Annotated in this window: 28 protein-coding genes and 1 tRNA gene; 27 read left to right on the top strand and 2 right to left on the bottom strand. The window is 68.1% G+C overall.

Going from position 1 to position 21,311, the window contains the following annotated elements:
• Positions 1-27: 27 nt before the first annotated feature.
• The 4 genes from recG to ubiA all read left to right on the top strand — a co-directional run bounded on the left by recG (position 28) and on the right by ubiA (position 4,982).
• Positions 28-2,169, top strand: coding sequence for an ATP-dependent DNA helicase RecG (gene recG, locus IM787_RS07075; protein WP_227494154.1), 2,142 nt, complete (start codon positions 28-30; stop codon positions 2,167-2,169).
• Positions 2,170-2,233: 64 nt separating this feature from the next.
• Positions 2,234-3,187 carry a LysR substrate-binding domain-containing protein gene (locus tag IM787_RS07070; protein ID WP_193675935.1) on the top strand — a complete coding sequence of 318 codons (954 nt, stop codon included), beginning with the start codon at positions 2,234-2,236 and terminating at the stop codon, positions 3,185-3,187.
• A complete protein-coding gene (locus IM787_RS07065) occupies positions 3,184-4,128 on the top strand; it encodes a Dyp-type peroxidase (protein WP_193675934.1) in 945 nt (314 codons plus the stop codon). Before IM787_RS07070 ends, IM787_RS07065 begins: the two co-directional genes overlap by 4 nt.
• Positions 4,125-4,982, top strand: a complete 858-nt coding sequence (ubiA, locus tag IM787_RS07060; protein WP_193675933.1) for a 4-hydroxybenzoate octaprenyltransferase — start codon at positions 4,125-4,127, stop codon at positions 4,980-4,982. Before IM787_RS07065 ends, ubiA begins: the two co-directional genes overlap by 4 nt.
• A 3-nt stretch (positions 4,983-4,985) precedes the next feature.
• Here ubiA and proC read toward each other — a convergent pair whose 3' ends face one another.
• Entirely contained in the window at positions 4,986-5,807 is an 822-nt protein-coding gene (proC, locus tag IM787_RS07055; RefSeq protein ID WP_193675932.1) for a pyrroline-5-carboxylate reductase, read from the bottom strand.
• Positions 5,804-6,964 (bottom strand): esterase-like activity of phytase family protein, encoded by a 1,161-nt coding sequence (locus IM787_RS07050; RefSeq protein WP_193675931.1) that lies wholly within the window; start codon positions 6,962-6,964, stop codon positions 5,804-5,806. Before IM787_RS07050 ends, proC begins: the two co-directional genes overlap by 4 nt.
• Before the next feature lie 53 nt (positions 6,965-7,017).
• Between IM787_RS07050 and glpK the strand changes: the two genes are divergently transcribed.
• The 23 genes from glpK to IM787_RS06935 all read left to right on the top strand — a co-directional run bounded on the left by glpK (position 7,018) and on the right by IM787_RS06935 (position 21,304).
• Complete coding sequence (gene glpK / locus IM787_RS07045) at positions 7,018-8,514, top strand: glycerol kinase GlpK (protein WP_193675930.1); 1,497 nt, start codon at positions 7,018-7,020, stop codon at positions 8,512-8,514.
• Positions 8,511-10,109: a glycerol-3-phosphate dehydrogenase/oxidase gene (locus IM787_RS07040; RefSeq protein WP_193675929.1), complete on the top strand. Its 1,599-nt coding sequence runs from the start codon at positions 8,511-8,513 to the stop codon at positions 10,107-10,109. The genes glpK and IM787_RS07040 overlap by 4 nt, the downstream gene beginning before the upstream one ends.
• A 197-nt stretch (positions 10,110-10,306) precedes the next feature.
• Entirely contained in the window at positions 10,307-10,675 is a 369-nt protein-coding gene (rplN, locus tag IM787_RS07035; RefSeq protein WP_193675928.1) for a 50S ribosomal protein L14, read from the top strand.
• An 11-nt stretch (positions 10,676-10,686) separates the two neighbouring features.
• On the top strand, positions 10,687-11,004 hold the full coding sequence (gene rplX / locus IM787_RS07030) for a 50S ribosomal protein L24 (RefSeq protein ID WP_193675927.1): 318 nt from the start codon (positions 10,687-10,689) through the stop codon (positions 11,002-11,004).
• 2 nt (positions 11,005-11,006) lie between these two features.
• Entirely contained in the window at positions 11,007-11,546 is a 540-nt protein-coding gene (gene rplE / locus IM787_RS07025; RefSeq protein WP_193675926.1) for a 50S ribosomal protein L5, read from the top strand.
• 9 nt (positions 11,547-11,555) lie between these two features.
• On the top strand, positions 11,556-11,861 hold the full coding sequence (gene rpsN, locus IM787_RS07020) for a 30S ribosomal protein S14 (protein WP_193675925.1): 306 nt from the start codon (positions 11,556-11,558) through the stop codon (positions 11,859-11,861).
• A gap of 21 nt (positions 11,862-11,882) precedes the next feature.
• Positions 11,883-12,278 carry a 30S ribosomal protein S8 gene (rpsH, locus tag IM787_RS07015; protein ID WP_193675924.1) on the top strand — a complete coding sequence of 132 codons (396 nt, stop codon included), beginning with the start codon at positions 11,883-11,885 and terminating at the stop codon, positions 12,276-12,278.
• Between the two features lie 15 nt (positions 12,279-12,293).
• Positions 12,294-12,827 carry a 50S ribosomal protein L6 gene (gene rplF, locus IM787_RS07010; RefSeq protein WP_193675923.1) on the top strand — a complete coding sequence of 178 codons (534 nt, stop codon included), beginning with the start codon at positions 12,294-12,296 and terminating at the stop codon, positions 12,825-12,827.
• 11 nt (positions 12,828-12,838) lie between these two features.
• Complete coding sequence (gene rplR / locus IM787_RS07005; RefSeq protein WP_193676351.1) at positions 12,839-13,204, top strand: 50S ribosomal protein L18; 366 nt, start codon at positions 12,839-12,841, stop codon at positions 13,202-13,204.
• An 18-nt stretch (positions 13,205-13,222) separates the two neighbouring features.
• A complete protein-coding gene (rpsE, locus tag IM787_RS07000) occupies positions 13,223-13,744 on the top strand; it encodes a 30S ribosomal protein S5 (protein WP_193675922.1) in 522 nt (173 codons plus the stop codon).
• An 11-nt stretch (positions 13,745-13,755) separates the two neighbouring features.
• Positions 13,756-13,947 (top strand): 50S ribosomal protein L30, encoded by a 192-nt coding sequence (gene rpmD, locus IM787_RS06995; RefSeq protein WP_193675921.1) that lies wholly within the window; start codon positions 13,756-13,758, stop codon positions 13,945-13,947.
• Position 13,948: 1 nt separating this feature from the next.
• On the top strand, positions 13,949-14,380 hold the full coding sequence (gene rplO / locus IM787_RS06990; protein ID WP_193675920.1) for a 50S ribosomal protein L15: 432 nt from the start codon (positions 13,949-13,951) through the stop codon (positions 14,378-14,380).
• Positions 14,381-14,398: 18 nt separating this feature from the next.
• A complete protein-coding gene (gene secY / locus IM787_RS06985) occupies positions 14,399-15,718 on the top strand; it encodes a preprotein translocase subunit SecY (RefSeq protein WP_193675919.1) in 1,320 nt (439 codons plus the stop codon).
• Between the two features lie 23 nt (positions 15,719-15,741).
• Positions 15,742-15,855, top strand: a complete 114-nt coding sequence (gene rpmJ, locus IM787_RS06980) for a 50S ribosomal protein L36 (protein ID WP_027101758.1) — start codon at positions 15,742-15,744, stop codon at positions 15,853-15,855.
• A 20-nt stretch (positions 15,856-15,875) separates the two neighbouring features.
• The gene (gene rpsM / locus IM787_RS06975; protein ID WP_193675918.1) at positions 15,876-16,241 is read left to right on the top strand and encodes a 30S ribosomal protein S13; all 366 of its coding nucleotides are present in this window, start codon (positions 15,876-15,878) and stop codon (positions 16,239-16,241) included.
• A gap of 72 nt (positions 16,242-16,313) precedes the next feature.
• Positions 16,314-16,718: a 30S ribosomal protein S11 gene (rpsK, locus tag IM787_RS06970; protein WP_193675917.1), complete on the top strand. Its 405-nt coding sequence runs from the start codon at positions 16,314-16,316 to the stop codon at positions 16,716-16,718.
• Between the two features lie 89 nt (positions 16,719-16,807).
• Positions 16,808-17,431: a 30S ribosomal protein S4 gene (gene rpsD, locus IM787_RS06965; protein WP_193675916.1), complete on the top strand. Its 624-nt coding sequence runs from the start codon at positions 16,808-16,810 to the stop codon at positions 17,429-17,431.
• Positions 17,432-17,560: 129 nt separating this feature from the next.
• Entirely contained in the window at positions 17,561-18,550 is a 990-nt protein-coding gene (locus IM787_RS06960; RefSeq protein ID WP_193675915.1) for a DNA-directed RNA polymerase subunit alpha, read from the top strand.
• Positions 18,551-18,667: 117 nt separating this feature from the next.
• A complete protein-coding gene (rplQ, locus tag IM787_RS06955) occupies positions 18,668-19,069 on the top strand; it encodes a 50S ribosomal protein L17 (RefSeq protein WP_193675914.1) in 402 nt (133 codons plus the stop codon).
• Positions 19,070-19,088: 19 nt separating this feature from the next.
• A tRNA-Met gene (locus tag IM787_RS06950) sits at positions 19,089-19,165 on the top strand.
• 97 nt (positions 19,166-19,262) lie between these two features.
• Entirely contained in the window at positions 19,263-20,060 is a 798-nt protein-coding gene (locus IM787_RS06945) for a response regulator transcription factor (RefSeq protein WP_193675913.1), read from the top strand.
• 32 nt (positions 20,061-20,092) lie between these two features.
• Positions 20,093-20,800, top strand: coding sequence for a glutathione S-transferase N-terminal domain-containing protein (locus IM787_RS06940; RefSeq protein WP_193675912.1), 708 nt, complete (start codon positions 20,093-20,095; stop codon positions 20,798-20,800).
• A gap of 129 nt (positions 20,801-20,929) precedes the next feature.
• On the top strand, positions 20,930-21,304 hold the full coding sequence (locus IM787_RS06935; RefSeq protein ID WP_193675911.1) for a DUF805 domain-containing protein: 375 nt from the start codon (positions 20,930-20,932) through the stop codon (positions 21,302-21,304).
• The last annotated feature ends 7 nt before the right edge of the window (positions 21,305-21,311 follow it).

Raw genomic sequence — 21,311 nt, 5'->3', positions numbered from 1 at the left:
GAGGGAGGAGCAGGGCAGAATTGTCCCATGGCAGAGAAGCAGGCGATGCCGAACCCCAAGAAACCGCCGGGCCGCCCCAAGGTTTCTGCACCCCCTGGGGGGGCGGACGCCGCATCGCGGCGGCCTGGGGGCCCTGATGCGGCCCTGCGCAAGCTGGGCCTGGAGCGGGACATCGACCTTGCACTGCATCTTCCTTTGCGCTACGAGGACGAGACGCGCATCGTGAAGCTGCGCGATGCGCGCGAAGGCGACACGGTGCAGATCGAAGCGACGGTGACCGATTGCCAGATCCAGTACCGGCCGCGGCGCCAGCTGGTGGTGACGGTGGACGACGGCAGCGACACCTGCGTGCTGCGCTTCTTCAGCTTCTATCCCTCGCAGCAGAAGTCGCTGGCCGTCGGTGCGCACCTGCGCATCCGCGGCGAGCTCAAGGGCGGCTTCCTCGGCTGGCAGATGGTGCATCCGGGCTGGCGGGCGGCCGGTGGAGAGTTGCCGCAGGCGCTCACGCCCGTGTATTCCACGGTGGCCAGCCTGCCGCAGGCGTACCTGCGCAAGGCCGTGGCGAGCGGGCTGGAGCGTGCGGATCTGCGGGAGACGATCCCTCCCGATGCACCGCCGGCGCCGGGCGATGCCACGGCATGGCCGCTGCGGCGCGCCCTGCAGTTCCTCCACCATCCGACGCCCGAAGTCTCGCTCGCGGCCCTGGAGGACCGCAGCCATCCCGCCTGGCTGCGCCTGAAGGCGGAGGAGCTGCTCGCGCAGCAGCTCTCGCAGGCGCGCAGCCGCCGCGAACACGACGCGTTGCGCGCGCCGACGCTGCAGGCCGGGCCGGGCGGGCTGCACGAGCAACTGCTGGCGGCGCTGCCCTTCCGGCTGACCGGGGCACAGCGGCGCGTCAGCGAGGAGATCGCCGCCAATCTGCAGCGCGACCGCCCCATGCACCGCCTGCTGCAAGGCGACGTCGGCTCCGGCAAGACCATCGTCGCCGCGCTCGCGGCCGCCATCGCGATCGACGCCGGCTGGCAGTGCGCGCTGATGGCACCCACCGAAATCCTCGCCGAACAGCACTTCCGCAAGTTGATCGGCTGGCTGGAGCCTTTGCTCGCGCCGCGCGGCCTGCGTGTCGCCTGGCTCACCGGCAGCCAGAAGAAGAAGGAGCGGCAGGCGATGCTGGAGCTGGTCGCCAGCGGCGAGGCGGCACTGGTGGTGGGCACGCACGCCGTCATCCAGGAGCAGGTGCAGTTCAAGGCCCTGGCGCTGGCGGTGATCGACGAGCAGCACCGCTTCGGCGTGGAGCAGCGGTTGGCGCTGCGCGGCAAGCTGCGTGACGGCGGGGAGCCCCACCTGCTCATGATGTCCGCGACCCCCATCCCGCGCACGCTGGCCATGAGCTACTACGCGGACCTGGACGTCTCCACCATCGACGAACTGCCGCCCGGCCGCACGCCGGTGGTGACGAAGCTGATCTCGGACAACCGCCGCGACGAAGTGGTCGAGCGCATCCGCGCCCAGGTCGCGGAAGGCCGGCAGGTGTACTGGGTCTGCCCGCTGATCGAGGAGAGCGAGAACCTCGATCTCACCAACGCGACCGCGACGCACGAGGCGCTGGGGGCCGCGCTGCCCGGCGTGATGGTCGGCCTGCTGCACTCGCGGATGCCGGGCCCCGAGAAGAAAGCGGTGATGTCGCTCTTCACCGGCGGCCAGATGGCGGTCCTGGTGTCCACCACCGTCATCGAAGTGGGGGTCGACGTGCCGAACGCGTCGCTCATGGTGATCGAGCACGCGGAACGCTTCGGCCTGTCGCAGCTGCACCAGCTGCGCGGGCGCGTGGGCCGCGGCGCCGCTGCCTCCGCCTGCGTGCTGCTGTACTCCGCCGGCGACAGCGGCCGCCTCGGTGAGACCGCGCGCGCGCGCCTGAAGGCGATGGCGGAGACGAACGACGGCTTCGAGATCGCGCGGCGCGACCTCGAGATCCGCGGGCCGGGCGAGTTCCTCGGCGCGCGGCAGTCGGGCGCGCCGTTGCTGCGTTTCGCCGACCTCCTGACCGATGGGCCCTTGCTGGAATGGGCCCGTGCCGCGGCGCCGGCCATGCTCGACCGGCATCCGGGGCTGGCGGAGCAGCACGTGGCCCGCTGGCTGGGAGGGCGGCAGGACTACCTGAAGGCGTGAGGGGCCGCACCGCCGTCCGTGCCCGCGGGTCACCCAATTCCACGACAATGGACCCGCCGCACCCATGACGCTCACAGAACTCAAATACATCGTCGCCGTCGCGCGGGAAAAGCATTTCGGCCGCGCGGCCGAGGCCTGCTTCGTGTCCCAGCCGACGCTGTCCGTGGCCATCAAGAAGCTCGAGGACGAACTCGAGGTCAAGCTGTTCGAGCGCAGCGCCAACGAGGTGTCGGTCACGCCGCTGGGCGAGGAAATCGTCCGCCAGGCGCAGAGCGTGCTGGAGCAGGCCGCGGCGATCAAGGAGATCGCCAAGCGCGGCAAGGACCCGCTGGCGGGCCCGCTGCGGCTGGGCGTGATCTACACCATCGGGCCCTACCTGCTGCCCGACCTGGTGCGCCAGGCCATCGCGCGCACCCCGCAGATGCCGCTGATGCTGCAGGAGAACTTCACCGCCAGGCTGCTGGAGATGCTGCGCACCGGCGAGATCGACTGCGCCGTGCTGGCCGAGCCGTTCCCGGACACCGGCCTGGCGATCGCGCCGCTGTACGACGAACCCTTCCTGGTCGCCGTGCCGACCACGCATCCGCTGGCCGAGCTCAAGGCGGTGAAGGCCGAGGAGCTGAAGAAGGAGACCATGCTGCTGCTCGGGACGGGCCACTGCTTCCGCGACCACGTGCTGGAGGTCTGCCCCGAATTCGCGCGCTTCTCCAGCGATGCCGAAGGCATCCGCAAGAGCTTCGAGGGCTCCTCGCTGGAAACGATCAAGCACATGGTCGCCGCCGGCATGGGCATCACGCTGGTGCCGCGCCTGTCGGTCCCGAAGGACGCCCTGGCCGCGAAGCCGAAGCGGCGCAACGACGACCAGGCCTTCGTCAAGTACATCCCCTTCGAAGGCGACCCGCCCAGCCGGCGCGTGGTGCTGGCCTGGCGGCGCAGCTTCACGCGCTACGAGGCGGTCGCCGCCTTGCGCAACGCCATCTACGCCTGCGAACTTCCGGGCGTGAAGAGACTGTCATGAGAGAAACGAGCCCCGTCCCCGCCGACAAGCCGTACCAGCCCGGCATCTTCGAAGGCGTCCCGCCCGTGGCGCGCTTCGTCCTGTTCAACCTGAGCGACCCGAAGGTGGACGCCGCGGCCATCCGCGAAGCGCTCACCCGCCTCACGCCGCTGGTGGACGGCAGCGACGTCGTGGTCGGCATCGGGCCGTCGCTGGCGAAGGCGCTCGGCGCCGACATCCCGAACCTGCACGAATTCCCCGACTTCTCGCGCGGCGACATCAAGGTGCCGGTCACGCCCGGCACGCTCTGGTGCTGGATGCGCGGCTCCGACCTCGGCGACCTGCTGCACGTCACGCGCAAGGTGCAGAAGGCCCTGGCCCCGGCCTTCACCGTGCGGCACGCCGTCGACGCGTTCCGGCACGCCTACAAGGAGGGCGGCCACGGCCACGACCTCACCGGTTTCGAGGACGGCACCGAGAACCCGACGGGCGAGGCCGCGGAGGAGGCGGCGTTCGCCCATGGCCTGGGCGAAGGCGTGGACGGCTCCAGCTACGTCGCCGTGCAGCAGTGGGTGCACGACCTGGACGCTTTCGAGGCGCTGGGTGACGAGGAGCGCGACCACCATTTCGGCCGCCGCCTCTCCGACAACGAGGAGATCGACGACGCGCCCGAAACCGCGCACGTCAAGCGCACCGCGCAGGAGAGCTTCGATCCGCCGGCGTTCGTCCTGCGCCGCTCCATGCCCTGGATGCTCAGCATGCAGGCGGGCCTGATGTTCGTGGCATTCGGCAAGTCGCACCAGGCCTTCGAGCAGCAGATGCGGCGGATGGCCGGGCACGAGGACGGCGTGGTGGACGCGCTGTTCTCCATTTCCAAGCCGGTGACCGGTGCGTACTTCTGGTGCCCGCCCATGCGCGAAGGGCGCCTGGACCTGCGGCGCCTGGGCCTCGGCGTGACGTGAGGGACCGGGCCCGGCTCTACCTCGACCTGGTCCGCTGGGACCGCCCGGCGGGCTGGCTGTTGCTGCTGTGGCCCAGCCTGTCCGCGCTGTGGATCGCGGCGGACGGCTTCCCGGGCTGGGACCTGGTCGCGGTGTTCACGCTCGGCACGATCCTGATGCGCAGCGCCGGCTGCTGCGTGAACGACGTGGCCGACCGCGAGTTCGACCGGCACGTGAAGCGCACCGCGCAGCGCCCGGTCACGAGCGGCAGGGTCTCCGTGCGCGAGGCCCTCGTCCTCGGCGCGGTGCTGGCGCTGCTGGCCTTCCTGCTGGTGCTGACGACCAACGCGGCGACCATCGCCTGGTCGTTCGCGGCCCTCGCCATCGCGATCGCCTATCCGTACGCGAAGCGCTTCGTCTCCATGCCGCAGGCGGTGCTGGGCGTCGCGTTCAGTTTCGGCATCCCCATGGCGTTCGCCGCCGTGCGCGGTGAAGTGCCGCTGCTCGCCTGGGGGCTGCTGCTCGGCAACCTGTTCTGGGTGCTGGCCTACGACACCGAGTACGCCATGGTGGACCGCGACGACGACCTGCGCATCGGGATCAAGACTTCGGCGATCACCCTGGGGAAGGCGGACGTGCCGGTGGTGATGGCCTGCTATGCCGTGGCCATCGGCGCCTGGGCGGTCGTGATGACGGGGCGGATCCCGGCGTGGGTCGTGGGCCTGGCCGTCGCCGGCGCGGCGGCCCAGGCGCTCTGGCACTTCACGCTGATCCGCGGCCGCACGCGGGAGGGCTGCTTCCGGGCCTTCCGCCTGAACCACTGGGTGGGATTCGCCCTGTTCGCCGGCACGGCGGTGGGCTACGCGATCGCCTGAGGGCTACTTCCCGAACTCGTCGCCCAGCTGGCCGGCCCGCTCGCACGCGGCATGCAAGGCCCTCACGAACGACGCCTTCACCTGGTCTCCTTCCAGGGACGTGAGGGCCGCATACGTGGTGCCGCCCTTCGACGTCACCCGCTCGCGGAGGGTTTCCAGCGGATCGGCGGAGGCCCGCGCCAGCTCCGAAGCTCCCGCGAAGGTGGCGATGGCCAACCGGCGCGCCTGTTGCGCCGACAGTCCCATCTCCGTGCCGGCCTGCACCATCGCTTCGAGGAAATAGAAGACGTAGGCGGGGCCGGAGCCGGAGAGCGCGGTGACCGCGTCGAGATGCTGCTCCTCGGCCACCCAGAGGTGTTCGCCCGTCGTGGCGATCACCCGCTCGACGCGCGCCTTGTCCGCCTGGGCCACGGCGGGGCGTGCGTACAGGGCGGTCATGCCCTTGCCGACCAGCGCCGGCGTGTTCGGCATCGATCGCACGATGCGTTCGGTGCCCAGCCAGGCGGCCATGCTGCCGGAGCGGATGCCGGCGGCGACGCTCAGGTGCAGCGCCTGTTGCACGTGCGCGCGCGCGGCTTCGGCCGCGTCGCGGAAGGTCTGCGGCTTCACGGCCCAGACCACCAGGGCCGCGCGGGACAGGGCCGCATCCGCCTGCGCCTGCGCCTGCACGCCGAACTGCTGCGCGAGGCGCTCGCGTGCTTCGGCGACCGGCTCGACCACCTGCACGTCCGCGGCGGGCAGGCCCTGCTTCAGGAGGCCGCCGATGATGGCGCTGGCCATGTTGCCGCCGCCGATGAAGGCGATCCGTTCGTTCGTCTGCGTCATGGGGATTCCAGGTATTCGAAGGCTGCGAATTGCGTGACCTGCCGGGCGCTGAAGTTGTCCTCGCTGACCACCACCAGCGTGCGCCGGCCGTTCGGCAGGCGCGGGCCCCAGCACATGCCCTCCGTATTGTCGAGGAGCGACAGGCCCAGGTGCGCGAAGTCGGCGACCAGCCGCTTGGGCGCGGGATGGTAGCTGCCTTCGCGCAGGCGCTCCAGCGCGAGCGTGTCGCTGCCGGAACGCGTATCGATTTCGTACAGCCGCAACGAATTGCCGGCACCCATGCTGTAGGCGCGCTCGAGCACCAGCATGCGTGCGCCGTCCAGCATCAGGACCTCGCTGATGCCGTTGTCCGCGTATCCGCCCGGCACCACGGGCGGCAGGGGCACCGCATCCGGCAGGTACGCGACCTGCCGGACGGCGCGGCCGCTGGAGAGGTCGAAGGCGGTGAGGCGGCACGGGCCGCCGGGGCGCCCTACGCCGGGCTCGGGCCCGTCCTGGTGCAGCGGGCCCTCCATGGCGGCCCAGGCGAAGCGCGCATCGGGCGTGAGCGCCAGTCCCTCCAGGGCCTGGTTGACGCGCGCCCCCGTCCCCGGACGGGTGAACTGCAGCAGGGCAGGGACCGGAAGGTCGCGCACATGGGTGCCGTCCAGGCGGGCTTCGCGCACGGTCGGCGGCTGGTGGACCCGTTCTTCGCCTTCGCTGCACCACAGGACGCCCCGCCCGCCCGGCAACAGGCGCATGCCTTCCGGGTCCACGACTTCGCCGCCGGCGCGCCGCGGCGGGAAGGGCTGGCCGTTCGCCTGCAGCAGCGTGACGGACTCCGTCACCTCGACGACCAGGGTCGCGGCGGAGAGCGTGACGGCGAGCCGGTAGAACCGGGCCGGTTGCAGCTCGGAACGGTCGTCGCTCAGGGCCACCCACGCGCCGGTGGCCGGGTCGTGATCGATCGCCGAGAGGCCACCGACCGTGGTCCCCTGCACGCGCAGCCCGTGCGGCAGGCGCGTCTCTGCCAGCAGGCGCAGGCGGCTGGGCCCGGAGGGCACCGCGGGCGCGTCCTGGCGCGGCATGCAGCCCATGGCCGACAGCACGCAGGCCGCGCCGCCGGCGCGCAGGACGGCCCGCCGCGACGGCAGGGCGGGCGAAGGAGGAAGGGCCATGGAGGCGGCAGTCTAGCGCCCGCCCCCGCGCCCATGCGTTACGCTGCCGGCCCATGAGATACGTTCTTGCCCTCGACCAGGGGACGACCTCGTCGCGCGCGATCGTCTTCGACGCCGCCGGCCAGGTGGTGACCCTGGCGCAACGTGAGTTCGCGCAGATCTTCCCGCAGCCGGGCTGGGTGGAGCATGACGCCCGCGAGATCTGGGCGACCCAGCACGCGGTGGCGCTGGAAGCCATCGAGAAGGCCGGCGGCGCGGCCACCATCGCCGCCATCGGCATCACGAACCAGCGCGAGACGACGCTCCTGTGGGATCGCGCCACCGGTGAACCGGTCGCCAACGCGATCGTCTGGCAGGACCGCCGCACGGCCACGCGCTGCGACGAACTGCGCGCCCGCGGGCATGCCGCCCGGGTGCAGCAGAAGACCGGCCTGGTGATCGATGCGTACTTCGCCGGCACCAAGCTGGAATGGCTTCTCGACAACGTGCCGGGCGCGCGGGCGCGTGCCGAGGCCGGCGAGCTGGCCTTCGGCACCATCGACAGCTGGCTGGTCTGGAAGCTCACCGGCGGCCGCGTGCATGCCACCGACGCCAGCAACGCCTCGCGCACGATGTTGTTCAACCTGCGCACCGGCGCGTGGGACGACGAACTGCTGAAGCTCCTGCGCGTGCCGCGCGCGGTGCTGCCAGAGGTCGTCGCGTCCAGCGGGCTGGTCGCGACCACCGACGCCACCGTGCTGGGGACCGAACTGCCGATCGCCGGTATCGCGGGCGACCAGCAGGCCGCCACCTTCGGCCAGACCTGCTGGTCGCCCGGCATGGCCAAGAACACCTATGGCACCGGTTGCTTCATGCTGATGAACACCGGCGGCCAGCGCGTGACCAGCCGCAACCGCCTGCTCACCACGGTGGGTTGGCGCGGCCCGGACGGCCCGACCAACCTGGCGTATTGCCTGGAAGGCAGCGTCTTCATGGCGGGCGCCACCGTGCAGTGGCTGCGCGACGGATTGCAGCTGATCCAGTCGGCACCGGAAGTCGAGTCGCTGGCGGCGCAGGTGGAAGACACCGGCGACGTGTATCTCGTGCCCGCCTTCGCCGGTCTCGGCACCCCCGACTGGGACGGGCATGCCCGGGGCACCCTCGTGGGCATGACGCGCGGCACGTCGCGGGCGCACATCGCCCGCGCGGCGCTCGAGGCCATCGCACTGCAGTCGGCCGACGTGTTCGCGGCGATGTCGCGCGACGCTGGCATTCCGCTGACGGAGCTGCGCGTGGACGGGGGCGCTTCGCGCAACAATCTGCTCATGCAGATGCAAGCGGATTTCCTGGGCGTGCCGGTGGTGCGGCCCCAGGTCACGGAAACGACGGCGCTCGGCGCCGCCTACCTGGCGGGGCTGGCGACCGGCTTCTGGGCCGACCCCGCCGAGATCGGGAGGCAGTGGAAGGTGGACCGCCGGTTCGAACCCCGGCTGTCGGAGCGGGAACGCGTGGCCAAGCTCGCGCGCTGGCGCGAAGCGGTCGAGCGCGCGAAAGGCTGGACCCGCACTTGAACGATTCCTCGACGCAGAGCGCCGCCCCGACGCGGCGCGAAGACCTGCTGGCGCGCCTGGCGCAGGGCGGGACCTGGGACCTGGCCGTGGTGGGTGGCGGCGCCACCGGCCTGGGCGTGGCGCTCGATGCCGCCGCGCGCGGGCTGAAGGTGGTGCTGCTGGAATCGCACGACTTCGCCAAGGGCACATCGTCGCGCGCGACCAAGCTCGTGCACGGCGGCGTGCGCTACCTGGCGCAGGGCAACATCGGCCTGGTGCGCGAGGCGCTGCAGGAGCGCACGACGCTGCTGAAAAACGCACCGCACCTCGCGCAGCCGCTGGCCTTCGTGATGCCTTCGTACAAGCTGTGGGAGACGCCCTTCTACGGCGCGGGGCTCAAGATGTACGACGCGCTGGCGGGGGCCGCCGGCCTCGGCCGCACGGAGTTCCTGAGCCGGCGGCAGACGCTCGCCTGCCTGCCCACGGCCCGGCCGGACGGCCTCAAGGGCGGGGTCAAGTACTGGGACGGGCAGTTCGACGACGCCCGCCTCGCGCTGGCGCTCGCGCGCACGGCGGCCGCACGCGGTGCCCTGCTAGTGAACTACTGCGCCGTGACCGGCTTGCTGCACACGGGCGGCAAGCTGGCCGGCGTGAACTGCCGCGACGCGGAGACGGGACGCGAATTCACGGTGCGCGCACGCTGCGTAGTCAATGCCACCGGGGTCTGGGTCGACGAGCTGCGCCGGCAGGACGGCGTGGCCGCCGGCCGCAAGGTCGAGCCGATGGTGGCGCCCAGCCAGGGCGTGCACGCCGTGGTCGACCGCGAATTCCTGCCCAGCGACCACGCGCTGATGGTCCCGAAGACCTCGGACGGCCGGGTGCTGTTCGGCGTGCCCTGGATGGGCAAGCTTATCCTGGGGACGACCGACACGCCGCGTGGCGACCTCGCCCGCGAGCCGCGGCCCTTTCGCGAGGAGCTGGACTTCATCCTCGGCGAATCCGCCCGCTACCTGGTCCGTGCGCCCCGCCGGGAGGACATCCGCAGTCTCTGGGTGGGCCTCCGCCCCCTGGTCAAGCCGGTGGGCGACGACGCCGAGACCACCAAGTCGCTCAGCCGGGAGCACACCGTCCTGGTGAGCAAGACCGGGCTGGTCACGGTGACCGGCGGCAAGTGGACCACCTACCGGGCCATGGCCGAGGATGTGCTGGAGAAATGCTTCACCGCCGGCCTGCTGGAGCGGACTCCTGCGGGAGTGACTGCCAACTTGCGGCTGGTCGGGGCGCCTCCGGCCGAGGCGCAGCCGATGTCCATCAGTGCGGCACCGGGCCTGCACCTGTACGGCGCCGAGGCCGGCGAGGTGGCGGCGATCCGGGGCGACCGGCACCTGGGCGGCGGGCTGACGGTCGCGATGGTCCGCTTCGCCGCCCGGCACGAGTACGCCCGGACCGTGGAAGACGTCCTGGCCCGCCGCATCCGCCTGCTGTTCCTCGATGCCGCCCAGGCGGCCGCGCTGTCGGCCGAGGTGGGCGCGATCCTGCTGGAGGAAACCGGCATCGACCCGCAGGCGGCGGCGTTCCGGGAACTGGCGCAGACCTACGTGCGCATGCCCGCCTGAGCGGGTTCGTGTAGGAGGCGTTTGACAAACGCCCTCCTTCTGCCATAATCGCGGGCTCGCCTTTTTGGGCGAGCTTCTACCCATTCGAAGCCACCGGCCGGCCAGGCCGCCGGGGGCGACGACGGGACCAAGACTGCCCCGATGTCCTGATGGATCGTCCATCAGGGTGCGTTCGGGACAAGTTGGGAACCAACGAAATGATCCAGACTGAATCTCGGCTCGAAGTCGCCGACAACACCGGCGCGAAGTCCGTCCTTTGCATCAAGGTGCTCGGGGGCTCCAAGCGTCGCTACGCCAGCGTCGGCGACGTCATCAAGGTGAGCATCAAGGAAGCCGCTCCGCGGGGTCGCGTCAAGAAGGGCGAGATCTACAGCGCAGTGGTGGTCCGCACCGCCAAGGGCATCCGCCGCGGCGATGGCTCCCTCATCAAGTTCGACGGCAACGCCGCCGTGCTGCTCAACAACAAGCTGGAGCCCATCGGCACCCGCATCTTCGGCCCGGTCACGCGCGAGCTGCGTACCGAGAAGTTCATGAAGATCGTGTCGCTGGCCCCGGAAGTCCTGTAAGGAACCCGCCAATGAACAAGATCGTGAAGGGTGACGAAGTCATCGTCCTGGCCGGCAAGGACAAGGGCAAGCGCGGCCGCGTCACGCTGCGCAAGGACGACCAGTACCTGGTCGTCGAGGGCATCAACCTGGTGAAGAAGCACACCAAGCCCAATCCGCTGAAGGGCACCACCGGCGGCATCGTGGAAAAGGCCATGCCGATCCACCAGTCGAACGTGGCGATCTTCAACTCCGCCACCGGCAAGGCTGACCGCGTGGGCATCAAGGTCGACGGCAACAAGCGCTCGCGCGTGTTCAAGTCGTCCGGCGACGAAATCAAGGTGGCCTGACCATGTCCCGTTTCCAAGAACACTATCGCACCAAGGTCGTGCCGCAGCTGACCGAGAAGTTCGGCTACAAGTCGCCGATGCAGGTGCCGCGCATCACCAAGATCACGCTGAACATGGGCGTGAGCGAGGCCGTGGCGGACAAGAAGGTCATGGACAACGCCGTGGGCGACCTGACCAAGATCGCCGGCCAGAAGCCCGTCGTGACCAAGGCCAAGAAGGCCATCGCCGGCTTCAAGATCCGCGAAGGCCAGGCCATCGGCTGCATGGTCACCCTGCGCGGCGCGCGCATGTACGAATTCCTGGACCGTTTCGTCACCGTGGCCCTGCCGCGCGTGCGGGACTTCCGTGGCGTCAGCGGCCGGGCCTTCGACGGCCGCGGCAACTACAACATCGGCGTCAAGGAACAGATCATCTTCCCGGAGATCGAGTACGACAAGGTCGACGCGCTGCGCGGCCTGAACATCTCCATCACCACCACGGCCAAGACCGACGACGAGTGCAAGGCGCTGCTCGCGGGCTTCCGTTTCCCGTTCAAGAACTGAAGGTGCATCGTGGCTAAAACTGCTTTGATCCAACGCGAACTCAAGCGTGACAAGCTGGTCGCCCAGTACGCCAACAAGATGGCGGAACTCAAGGCGATCATCAGCGATGCCAAGAAGAGCGACGAGGAGCGCATGGCCGCACGCCAGGCGCTGCAGAAGCTCCCGCGCAACGCCAACCCGACGCGCCAGCGCAACCGCTGCGAGCTGACGGGCCGCGCGCGTGGCACCTTCCGCCAGTTCGGCATCACCCGCCACAAGGTGCGCGAGATGGCCTTCACCGGCGACATCCCGGGCATCGTCAAGGCCAGCTGGTAAGCCGGGCGAGGAGAGACAGATATGAGCATGAGTGATCCCATCTCCGACCTGCTGACGCGTATCCGTAACGCGCAGATGGTCTCCAAGGCGACCGTGAGCGTGCCCTCTTCCAAGGTGAAGGTGGCCATCGCCCAGGTGCTGAAGGACGAGGGTTACATCGACGGCTTCCAGGTGAAGAGCGAGAACGGCAAGTCCGAGCTCGAGATCGCCCTGAAGTACTACGCCGGCCGTCCGGTGATCGAGCGTATCGAGCGCGTCAGCCGCCCCGGCCTGCGCGTCTACAAGGGCCGCGACGCCATTCCCCAGGTCATGAACGGCCTGGGCGTGGCGATCGTCACCACGCCGAAGGGCGTGATGACGGACCGCAAGGCGCGCGCTACCGGTGTCGGTGGCGAAGTGCTGTGCTACGTCGCCTAAGGGAAGGATAGAGAAATGTCCCGAGTCGGAAAAATGCCCGTCACCGTCCCCCAGGGCGTGGACGTGGCGATCAAGGATGACCAGATCAGCGTGAAGGGCAAGGGCGGTTCGCTCACCCTGGCGCAGAACGAACTGGTGAAGGTGACCAACGAAGGCGGCAAGCTGACTTTCGCGGCCGCCAACGAATCGCGCGAAGCCAACGCCATGAGCGGCACCATGCGCCAGCTGGTGAACAACATGGTCAACGGCGTGACCGCCGGCTTCGAGAAGAAGCTGTCGCTGGTCGGCGTGGGCTACAAGGCCACGGCGCAAGGCAACAAGCTGAACCTGGCGGTGGGCTTCTCCCACCCCGTGAACATCGAAATGCCCGCGGGCATCACGGTGGCCACCCCGACCCCGACGGAAATCGTGGTCAAGGGCGCCGACCGCCAGCGCGTGGGCCAGCTGGCCGCCGAGATCCGGGCTGTTCGTCCGCCTGAGCCCTACAAGGGCAAGGGCATCCGCTACGCGGACGAAAAGATCGTGATCAAAGAGACCAAGAAGAAGTAAGGAGCATGACGATGTTGACCAAGAAGGAACAGCGTCTGCGCCGTGCGAAGCAGACGCGCATCCGCATCGCCCAGCAGGGCACGGCTCGCCTGACGGTGAACCGCACCAACCTGCACATCTACGCGACGCTGATCTCGGACGACGGCTCCAAGGTGCTGGCCACGGCCTCCACCGTCGAAGCCGACCTGCGCAAGGAACTCGGCGGTGCCGGCAAGGGCGCCACCGTCGCCGCCGCGCAGAACGTGGGCAAGCGCATCGCCGAGAAGGCGAAGGCCGCCGGCGTCGAGAAGGTGGCGTTCGACCGCGCGGGTTTCGCGTACCACGGCCGCGTCAAGGCGCTGGCCGAAGCGGCCCGCGAAGCCGGCCTGCAGTTCTAACGGACACGGAAAGACGACATGGCAAAGATTCAAGCTAACCGTCAGGGTGACGGTCCGGAAGACGGCCTCAAAGAGAAGATGATCGCGGTGAACCGCGTGACCAAGGTGGTGAAGGGCGGCCGGATCCTCGGTTTCGCGGCGCTCACCGTGGTCGGCGACGGCAACGGCAAGGTCGGCATGGGCAAGGGCAAGTCCAAGGAAGTGCCCGCCGCCGTGCAGAAGGCGATGGAAGAAGCCCGCCGCAACATGACCAGCGTGTCGCTCAAGAACGGCACCCTGCACCACATGGTGCTGGGCCAGCACGGCGCCGCCCGCGTCATGATGGCGCCGGCCCCGAAGGGTACCGGCATCATCGCCGGCGGCCCGATGCGCGCCGTGTTCGAAGTCATGGGCATCACGGACATCGTGGCCAAGAGCCACGGTTCGACGAACCCGTACAACATGGTCCGCGCCACGTTCGACGCGCTGAGGAACTCCACGACCCCGGGTCAGGTGGCGGCCAAGCGCGGCAAGTCGGTCGAAGACATCTTCGCCGCCTGAGGAGAAACACGATGGCCAACAACCAACAGCAAAAGACCGTGAAGGTCCAGCTGGTCCGCAGCCCGATCGGCACCAAGGAATCGCATCGCGCGACCGTCCGCGGCCTGGGCCTGCGCAAGCTGAACTCGACGAGCGAGCTGGAAGACACGCCCGCGGTGCGCGGCATGATCAACAAGGTCGACTACCTGGTGAAGGTGCTCTGACATGGAACTCAATACCATCAAGCCGGCGGACGGCTCGAAGAAGCCGCGCCGCCGCGTCGGCCGCGGCATCGGCTCCGGCCTGGGCAAGACCGCCGGTCGCGGCCACAAGGGCCAGAAGTCCCGCGCGGGCGGCTACCACAAGGTCGGTTTCGAAGGCGGCCAGATGCCGCTGCAGCGCCGCCTGCCCAAGCGTGGCTTCAAGTCGCAGAACCTCAAGTTCAACGACGAAGTCACCCTGGGCGACCTGGAAAAGCTCGGCGCCGCCGAAGTGGACCTGCTGACGCTCAAGGGTGCCAAGCTGGTCGGCCAGAACGTGAAGAACGTCAAGGTCATCAAGTCGGGCGAGCTGACCAAGAAGGTCAAGCTCACCGGCATCGGTGCGACCGCGGGTGCCAAGGCTGCCATCGAGGCGGCCGGCGGCTCCTTGGCCTGAAACGACTGAAAGGCGTCCGTGGCAACTAGCGCAGCCCAGATCGCGAAGACCGGCAAGTTCGGCGACCTGCGTCGCCGGCTGGTGTTCCTGCTGCTCGCCCTGGTGGTCTACCGCATCGGCGCGCACATTCCCGTGCCCGGCATCAACCCGGACCAGCTCGCGCAGCTGTTCAAGGGCCAGCAGGGCGGCATCCTGAGCCTGTTCAACATGTTCTCGGGTGGCGCGCTGAGCCGGTTCACGGTGTTCGCGCTGGGGATCATGCCGTACATCTCGGCTTCCATCATCATGCAGCTGCTCACCTACGTGGTCCCCACGTTCGAGCAGATGAAGAAGGAAGGCGAGGCCGGGCGCCGCAAGATCACGCAGTACACGCGCTACGGCACGCTGGCCCTCGCCATCTTCCAGAGCCTCGGCATCGCCATGGCGCTGGAGGGTTCCGCCGGCCTGGTGATGAACCCGGGCTTCGGCTTCCGCATGACGGCGGTCGTGAGCCTGACGGCCGGCACCATGTTCCTGATGTGGCTGGGAGAGCAGATCACGGAGCGCGGCCTGGGCAACGGGATCTCGATCCTGATCTTCGCCGGCATCGCGGCGGGGCTGCCTTCCGCCATCGGCGGGCTGCTGGAGCTGGTGCGCACCGGCGCGATGGGACCGCTCGTGGCGATCTTCATCGTGCTGACCGTGGCCCTGGTGACCTACTTCGTGGTGTTCGTGGAACGCGGCCAGCGCAAGATCCTGGTCAACTACGCGCGCCGCCAGGTGGGCAACAAGGTCTACGGCGGCCAGTCGTCGCACCTGCCGCTGAAGCTGAACATGGCCGGCGTGATCCCGCCGATCTTCGCCAGCTCGATCATCCTGCTGCCCGCCACCGTGGTCAGCTGGTTCTCGACCGGCGATAGCATGCGTTGGCTGAGGGACATTGCGTCCACGCTGAGTCCCGGCCAGCCGATCTATGTCATGCTTTACGCTGCAGCGATCGTCTTCTTCTGCTTCTTCTATACGGCGTTGGTCTTCAACAGCCGCGAGACGGCGGACAACCTGAAGAAGAGCGGCGCGTTCGTCCCCGGCATCCGCCCGGGCGAACAGACGGCCAAGTACATCGACAAGATCCTGGCGCGCCTGACGCTCGCCGGCGCGATCTACATCACCTTCGTGTGCCTGCTGCCGGAGTTCCTGATCCTGAAGTACAACGTGCCGTTCTACTTCGGCGGGACCTCGCTGCTGATCATCGTGGTGGTCACGATGGACTTCATGGCGCAGGTGCAGAACTACCTGATGAGCCAGCAGTACGAATCGCTGCTGAAGAAGGCCAACTTCAAGACGTCGCTTGGCGGCTGATTTAGAGATTTAGGAGAAAGAACATGAGAGTTTCGGCTTCCGTCAAGAAGATCTGCCGCAACTGCAAGATCATCCGCCGCAAGAACGTCGTGCGCGTGATCTGCACGGACCCGCGCCACAAGCAGCGCCAGGGCTGAGAGAGATTTAGAGGAACGACATGGCACGTATTGCTGGCATCAACATCCCGCCGCACCAACACGCCGAAATCGGCCTGACGGCGATCTTCGGCATCGGCCGCACGCGCGCTCGCCTGATCTGCGAAGCGACGGGCATCCCCTATTCCAAGAAGGTGAAGGACCTGACCGACGCCGACCTGGAAAAGATCCGCGACCAGATCGCCCAGTTCACCATCGAGGGTGACCTGCGCCGCGAAACGACGATGAACATCAAGCGTCTGATGGACATCGGCTGCTACCGCGGCTTCCGTCACCGCCGCGGCCTGCCCATGCGCGGCCAGCGCACCCGCACCAATGCCCGCACCCGCAAGGGTCCGCGCAAGGCGGCGCAGGCGCTGAAGAAGTAACAAGTACCTGGGGTCGGACCAAGAAGCGCCCGGCGCGACTACCCCGACCCCTCACTTCGAGAAAGACAAGACATGGCCAAGGCTCCTGCCAACAACGCCGCGCAGCGTGTGCGCAAGAAGGTTCGCAAGAACGTGTCGGACGGCGTCTGCCACGTGCACGCGTCCTTCAACAACACGATCATCACGATCACCGACCGCCAGGGCAATGCCCTGTCCTGGGCGTCCTCCGGCGGCCAGGGTTTCAAGGGCTCGCGCAAGTCGACCCCGTTCGCCGCGCAGGTGGCTTCGGAAGTGGCTGGCCGTGCCGCCATGGAGCAGGGCATCAAGAACCTGGACGTCGAAATCCGCGGCCCCGGCCCGGGCCGTGAATCGTCCGTGCGTGCGCTCGCCGCGCTGGGCATCCGCATCACGTCGATCTCCGACGTGACGCCGGTCCCGCACAACGGCTGCCGCCCGCAGAAGCGTCGTCGCATCTAAGCTGATTTGTTGAAGCCCACCGCCGGCGACGCATGCGCTGCCGGCTCCCGCGGCAACAGGCCGCGGTAGTCATTTGAAGGATAGAGAAAGTGGCACGTTACCTCGGCCCCAAGGCCAAACTCTCCCGCCGTGAAGGCACCGACCTGTTCCTGAAAAGCGCCCGCCGCGCCATCAGCGACAAGGCCAAGTTCGACTCCAAGCCCGGCCAGCACGGCCGCACTTCCGGCCAGCGCACGTCCGACTTCGGCCTGCAGCTGCGCGAGAAGCAGAAGGTCAAGCGCATGTACGGCGTGCTGGAAAAGCAGTTCCGCCGCTACTTCGAGGAAGCCGACCGCCGCAAGGGCAACACCGGCGCCAACCTGCTGTTCCTGCTGGAGTCCCGGCTGGACAACGTGGTGTACCGCATGGGCTTCGGCTCCACCCGCGCCGAAGCACGCCAGCTGGTGAGCCACAAGGCCATCACCGTGAACGGCAAGCCGCTGAACATCCCGTCGTACCTGGTCAAGCCGGGCGACGTGATCGCCGTGCGCGAGAAGTCCAAGAAGCAGAACCGCGTGGTCGAGGCCCTGCAGCTGGCGACCCAAGTCGGCATCCCCGCCTGGATCGAAGTGAACGTCGACAAGGCGGAAGGCACCTTCAAGAAGGTCCCGGACCGCGACGAATTCGGCGCCGACATCAACGAATCGTTGATCGTCGAACTGTATTCGCGCTAAGGCGCATGAAGGGCGGCGCCGCCGGTGCGGCACCGCCCTCGCCCCGTTTCATTCCCCACGCCGGGCACGGCGATGGGACCCCAGCCTTACCGGTGTAACGAGCCGGGGGTATTGAGAGGAAAGTCCTGCATGCAAACCAACCTGCTGAAACCCAAGTCCATCAACGTGGAACAGCTTGGCACCAACCGTGCCAAGGTGACCCTGGAGCCTTTCGAGCGCGGCTACGGCCACACGCTCGGCAACGCGCTGCGCCGGGTCCTGCTCTCGTCGATGGTGGGTTATTCGGCGACGGAAGTGACCATCGCCGGTGTCCTGCACGAGTACTCGTCGATCGACGGCGTGCAGGAAGACGTCGTGGGCATTCTCCTGAACCTCAAGGGCGTGGTGTTCAAGCTCCACAACCGCGACGAGGTGACGCTGTCCCTGCGCAAGGACGGCGAAGGCGTCGTCACGGCCGCCGACATCCAGACCCCGCATGACGTCGAGATCATCAATCCCGACCACGTGATCGCCACGCTGTCGCAAGGCGGCAAGATCGACATGCAGATCAAGGTGGAGAAGGGCCGCGGCTACGTTCCGGGCACGATGCGCCGCTACGGCGACGAGCCGACCAAGTCGATCGGCCGCATCGTCCTGGACGCCTCGTTCTCGCCGGTCAAGCGCGTGAGCTACACGGTCGAAAGCGCCCGCGTGGAGCAGCGTACCGACCTGGACAAGCTGGTCATGGAGATCGAGACCAACGGCGCCATCACGGCGGAAGACGCGGTGCGTGCCTCGGCCAAGATCCTGGTCGAGCAGCTCGCCGTGTTCGCGCAGCTGGAAGGCTCCGAACTGGCCGCGTTCGACGCGCCGGTGCAGCGCAGCTCGCAGCAGTTCGACCCGATCCTGCTGCGCCCGGTCGACGAGCTCGAGCTCACCGTCCGCTCCGCCAACTGCCTGAAGGCCGAGAACATCTATTACATCGGTGACCTGATCCAGCGCACCGAGAACGAGCTGCTCAAGACCCCGAACCTGGGTCGCAAGTCGCTCAACGAAATCAAGGAAGTGCTCGCTTCGCGCGGCCTGACCCTTGGCATGAAACTGGAATCCTGGCCGCCCGCCGGCCTGGATAAAAGGTAATCGTGGGACAGACCAGGAGCGCGTAGCGCGCTGCTCTGTCCTCGACTGATTAGTTAAACACTGGTGAACTGGCAGTACCTGACACGGCTGCCTTTCAGATAAGGAAAGGAACACACCATGCGCCACGGACACGGACTCCGCAAACTCAATCGCACCAGCGAGCACCGCCTCGCCATGCTGCGCAACATGATGAATTCGCTGATCGAGCACGAGGTCATCAAGACCACCGTGCCGAAGGCGAAGGAACTGCGCCGCGTGATCGAACCGATGCTGACGCTCGGCAAGGAACCCACGCTGTCGAACAAGCGCCTGGCGTTCGACCGCCTGCGCAACCGCGACAACGTGACGAAGCTGTTCAACGAACTCGGCCCGCGCTACCAGACCCGTCCGGGCGGGTACACGCGCATCCTGAAGATGGGCTTCCGCGTCGGCGACAACGCGCCGATGGCGCTGGTCGAACTGGTGGACCGCCCCGAGCCGACGGAAGCCGCTGGCAACGAGCAAGCCGCAGCCGAATAAGCTATACTTCCCCCTCTGACGCGCGGTGGAGCAGCCTGGTAGCTCGTTGGGCTCATAACCCAAAGGTCGCAAGTTCAAATCTTGCCCGCGCAACCACATTGAGACGCCCACTTTCGAGTGGGCGTTTTTCCTTGTGACCATGAATGGCGTGTTCTGCGATAAGGTGGAGGCTGTCTCCGCCGGACCGACCGCCATGCACCCAGACGACATCTACGCCCTCACGCCCCTCGGCGAGAGTGAGCTGCACAGCAGCGCCACCAGCCTGACGCCGGCACAGCTCGATCTGCTCGTGCGCTTCGACGGCGTGCTCAGCTACCAGCAGGTGGTCGACGGCATGCAGCCCGAGGCACGCAAGAGCGCCGGGGCGATGTTGACCGCGCTGCAGATGCGCAACCTGGTCAAGCTTGCGGAGCCGGACCCCTTCACCGCGCAGTGGAACGCCGACGTGCAGCGCCTGAGCCGCAACGTGGGCGACGCCGAGGTCGATACCAGCCTTGCATCGTTGCAGCGCAGCGGGTTCTTCGTGCAGATCGCGCGGCCGCGGGCGGCGCCGGTGCGCGCCGCGGACAAGCCCCTGACGGCGATCGTGGTCGAGGACGAAGCCGTGCTCGCGAAGTTCACGACCACGCTCCTCACGCTGCACGGCTTCCAGGTGCGCCAGGCTGGCGACCGTGCGGAGGTCGTCGCCGAGATCCGCCGCCCCCCGATCCCGGACCTGATCCTGCTGGACGTCATGCTCCCGGACGCGGACGGCTTCGACATCCTGCTGCGCGTGCGCCAGCACCCGGCGCTGAAGGACGTGGCGGTGATCATGCTGACCGGCAAGGCCACGCGCGAATCCGTGATCCGCGGCATCTCCCTGGGCGCGGACGGCTACGTCACCAAGCCCTGCACCCCGGACGCACTGATGCGCGCGGTGCGCACCGTCCTTTCCCTGCCGCAGGAAGACGACCCGCTTTCCACCACCTCGGCCGGCCGCAAGAAGATCTAGGGACGCCCAGGGAAAACAAGAACACGCACCCCATGCCCGACCTTTCCGCCTTCCCCATCACCCGCAAGTGGCCGGCGCAGCACCCGGACCGGCTGCAGCTCTATTCGCTTCCCACGCCCAACGGGGTCAAGGTCTCCATCGCGCTGGAGGAGCTCGGAGTGCCGTACGAGGTGCACAAGGTTTCGTTCGACACGAACGACCAGATGTCGCCCGAATTCCTGTCGCTCAATCCGAACAACAAGATCCCGGCGATCCTCGATCCGGCCGGACCCGGAGGAAAGCCGCTCGCGCTGTTCGAGTCCGGCGCCATCCTCGTGTACCTGGCAGAGAAGACCGGGCGGCTGATGGCTCGGGACCCTGGCGCACGCTACGAGACGCTCCAGTGGGTGATGTTCCAGATGGGCGGGATCGGACCCACGTTCGGCCAGCTCGGGTTCTTCCACAAGTTCGCGGGCAAGGACTTCGAGGACAAGCGGCCGCGGGACCGCTACGTGAACGAATCGAAGCGACTGCTTGGCGTGCTGGAGCGGCACCTCCAGGGCCGCGAGTGGATGGTGGAGGACAGCTACGGCATCGCGGACATCGCGATCTTTCCGTGGGTGCGCAACCTCGTGGGCTTCTACGGCGCGGGCGACCTGGTGGGCTTCGATGCGTTCCCCCACGTGCGGCGGGTGCTCGATGCGTTCGTGGCGCGTCCGGCCGTGGCGCGCGGCCTCGACATCCCGAAGCGGGACGCCTGACGGCCGCCGTAGCCTTCCGGAAGCGCGCCGTTCCGAGGAGGAGTACCGGAAATGTGACTCCCGGCGGCTTGTCTTCGCCGGCCCCGTCCGTATGATGGCCCCGCCACAACAACGAGGAGGGTCTCCCCCATGGATTTCAAGCAATCGGTCATCACCTGCCTGAAGGACAAGTACGTCGACTTCAGCGGCCGCGCAGGCCGTCCGGAGTTCTGGTGGTTCGCGCTGTTCACGCTGGTCGTGGGCCTGGTGGTCGGCATGGTCAGCGACATCCTCGCGATGCTGGTGAACCTGGGCCTGGTGCTGCCGTCCCTCGCCGTCGGCGCGCGCCGCCTGCACGACATCGGCAAGAGCGGCTGGTTCCAGCTGCTGTGGTTCATCCCCGTGCTCGGCTGGGCCGTGATGATCTACTTCCTGGTGCAGCCGACCGGTGCGGCCAACCAGTACGGCGAAGGCCCCGCACCCGCGCCCGATGCGCCTACCGCCCTGCCGCCCGGCGCCGTCTGAGCCTGAG

Source organism: Ramlibacter pallidus (assembly GCF_015070875.1).
Lineage (GTDB): Bacteria > Pseudomonadota > Gammaproteobacteria > Burkholderiales > Burkholderiaceae_C > Ramlibacter > Ramlibacter pallidus.
The sequence above is the reverse complement of the archived record's forward strand: the minus strand, read 5'-3'. Positions and strand labels throughout refer to the sequence as shown.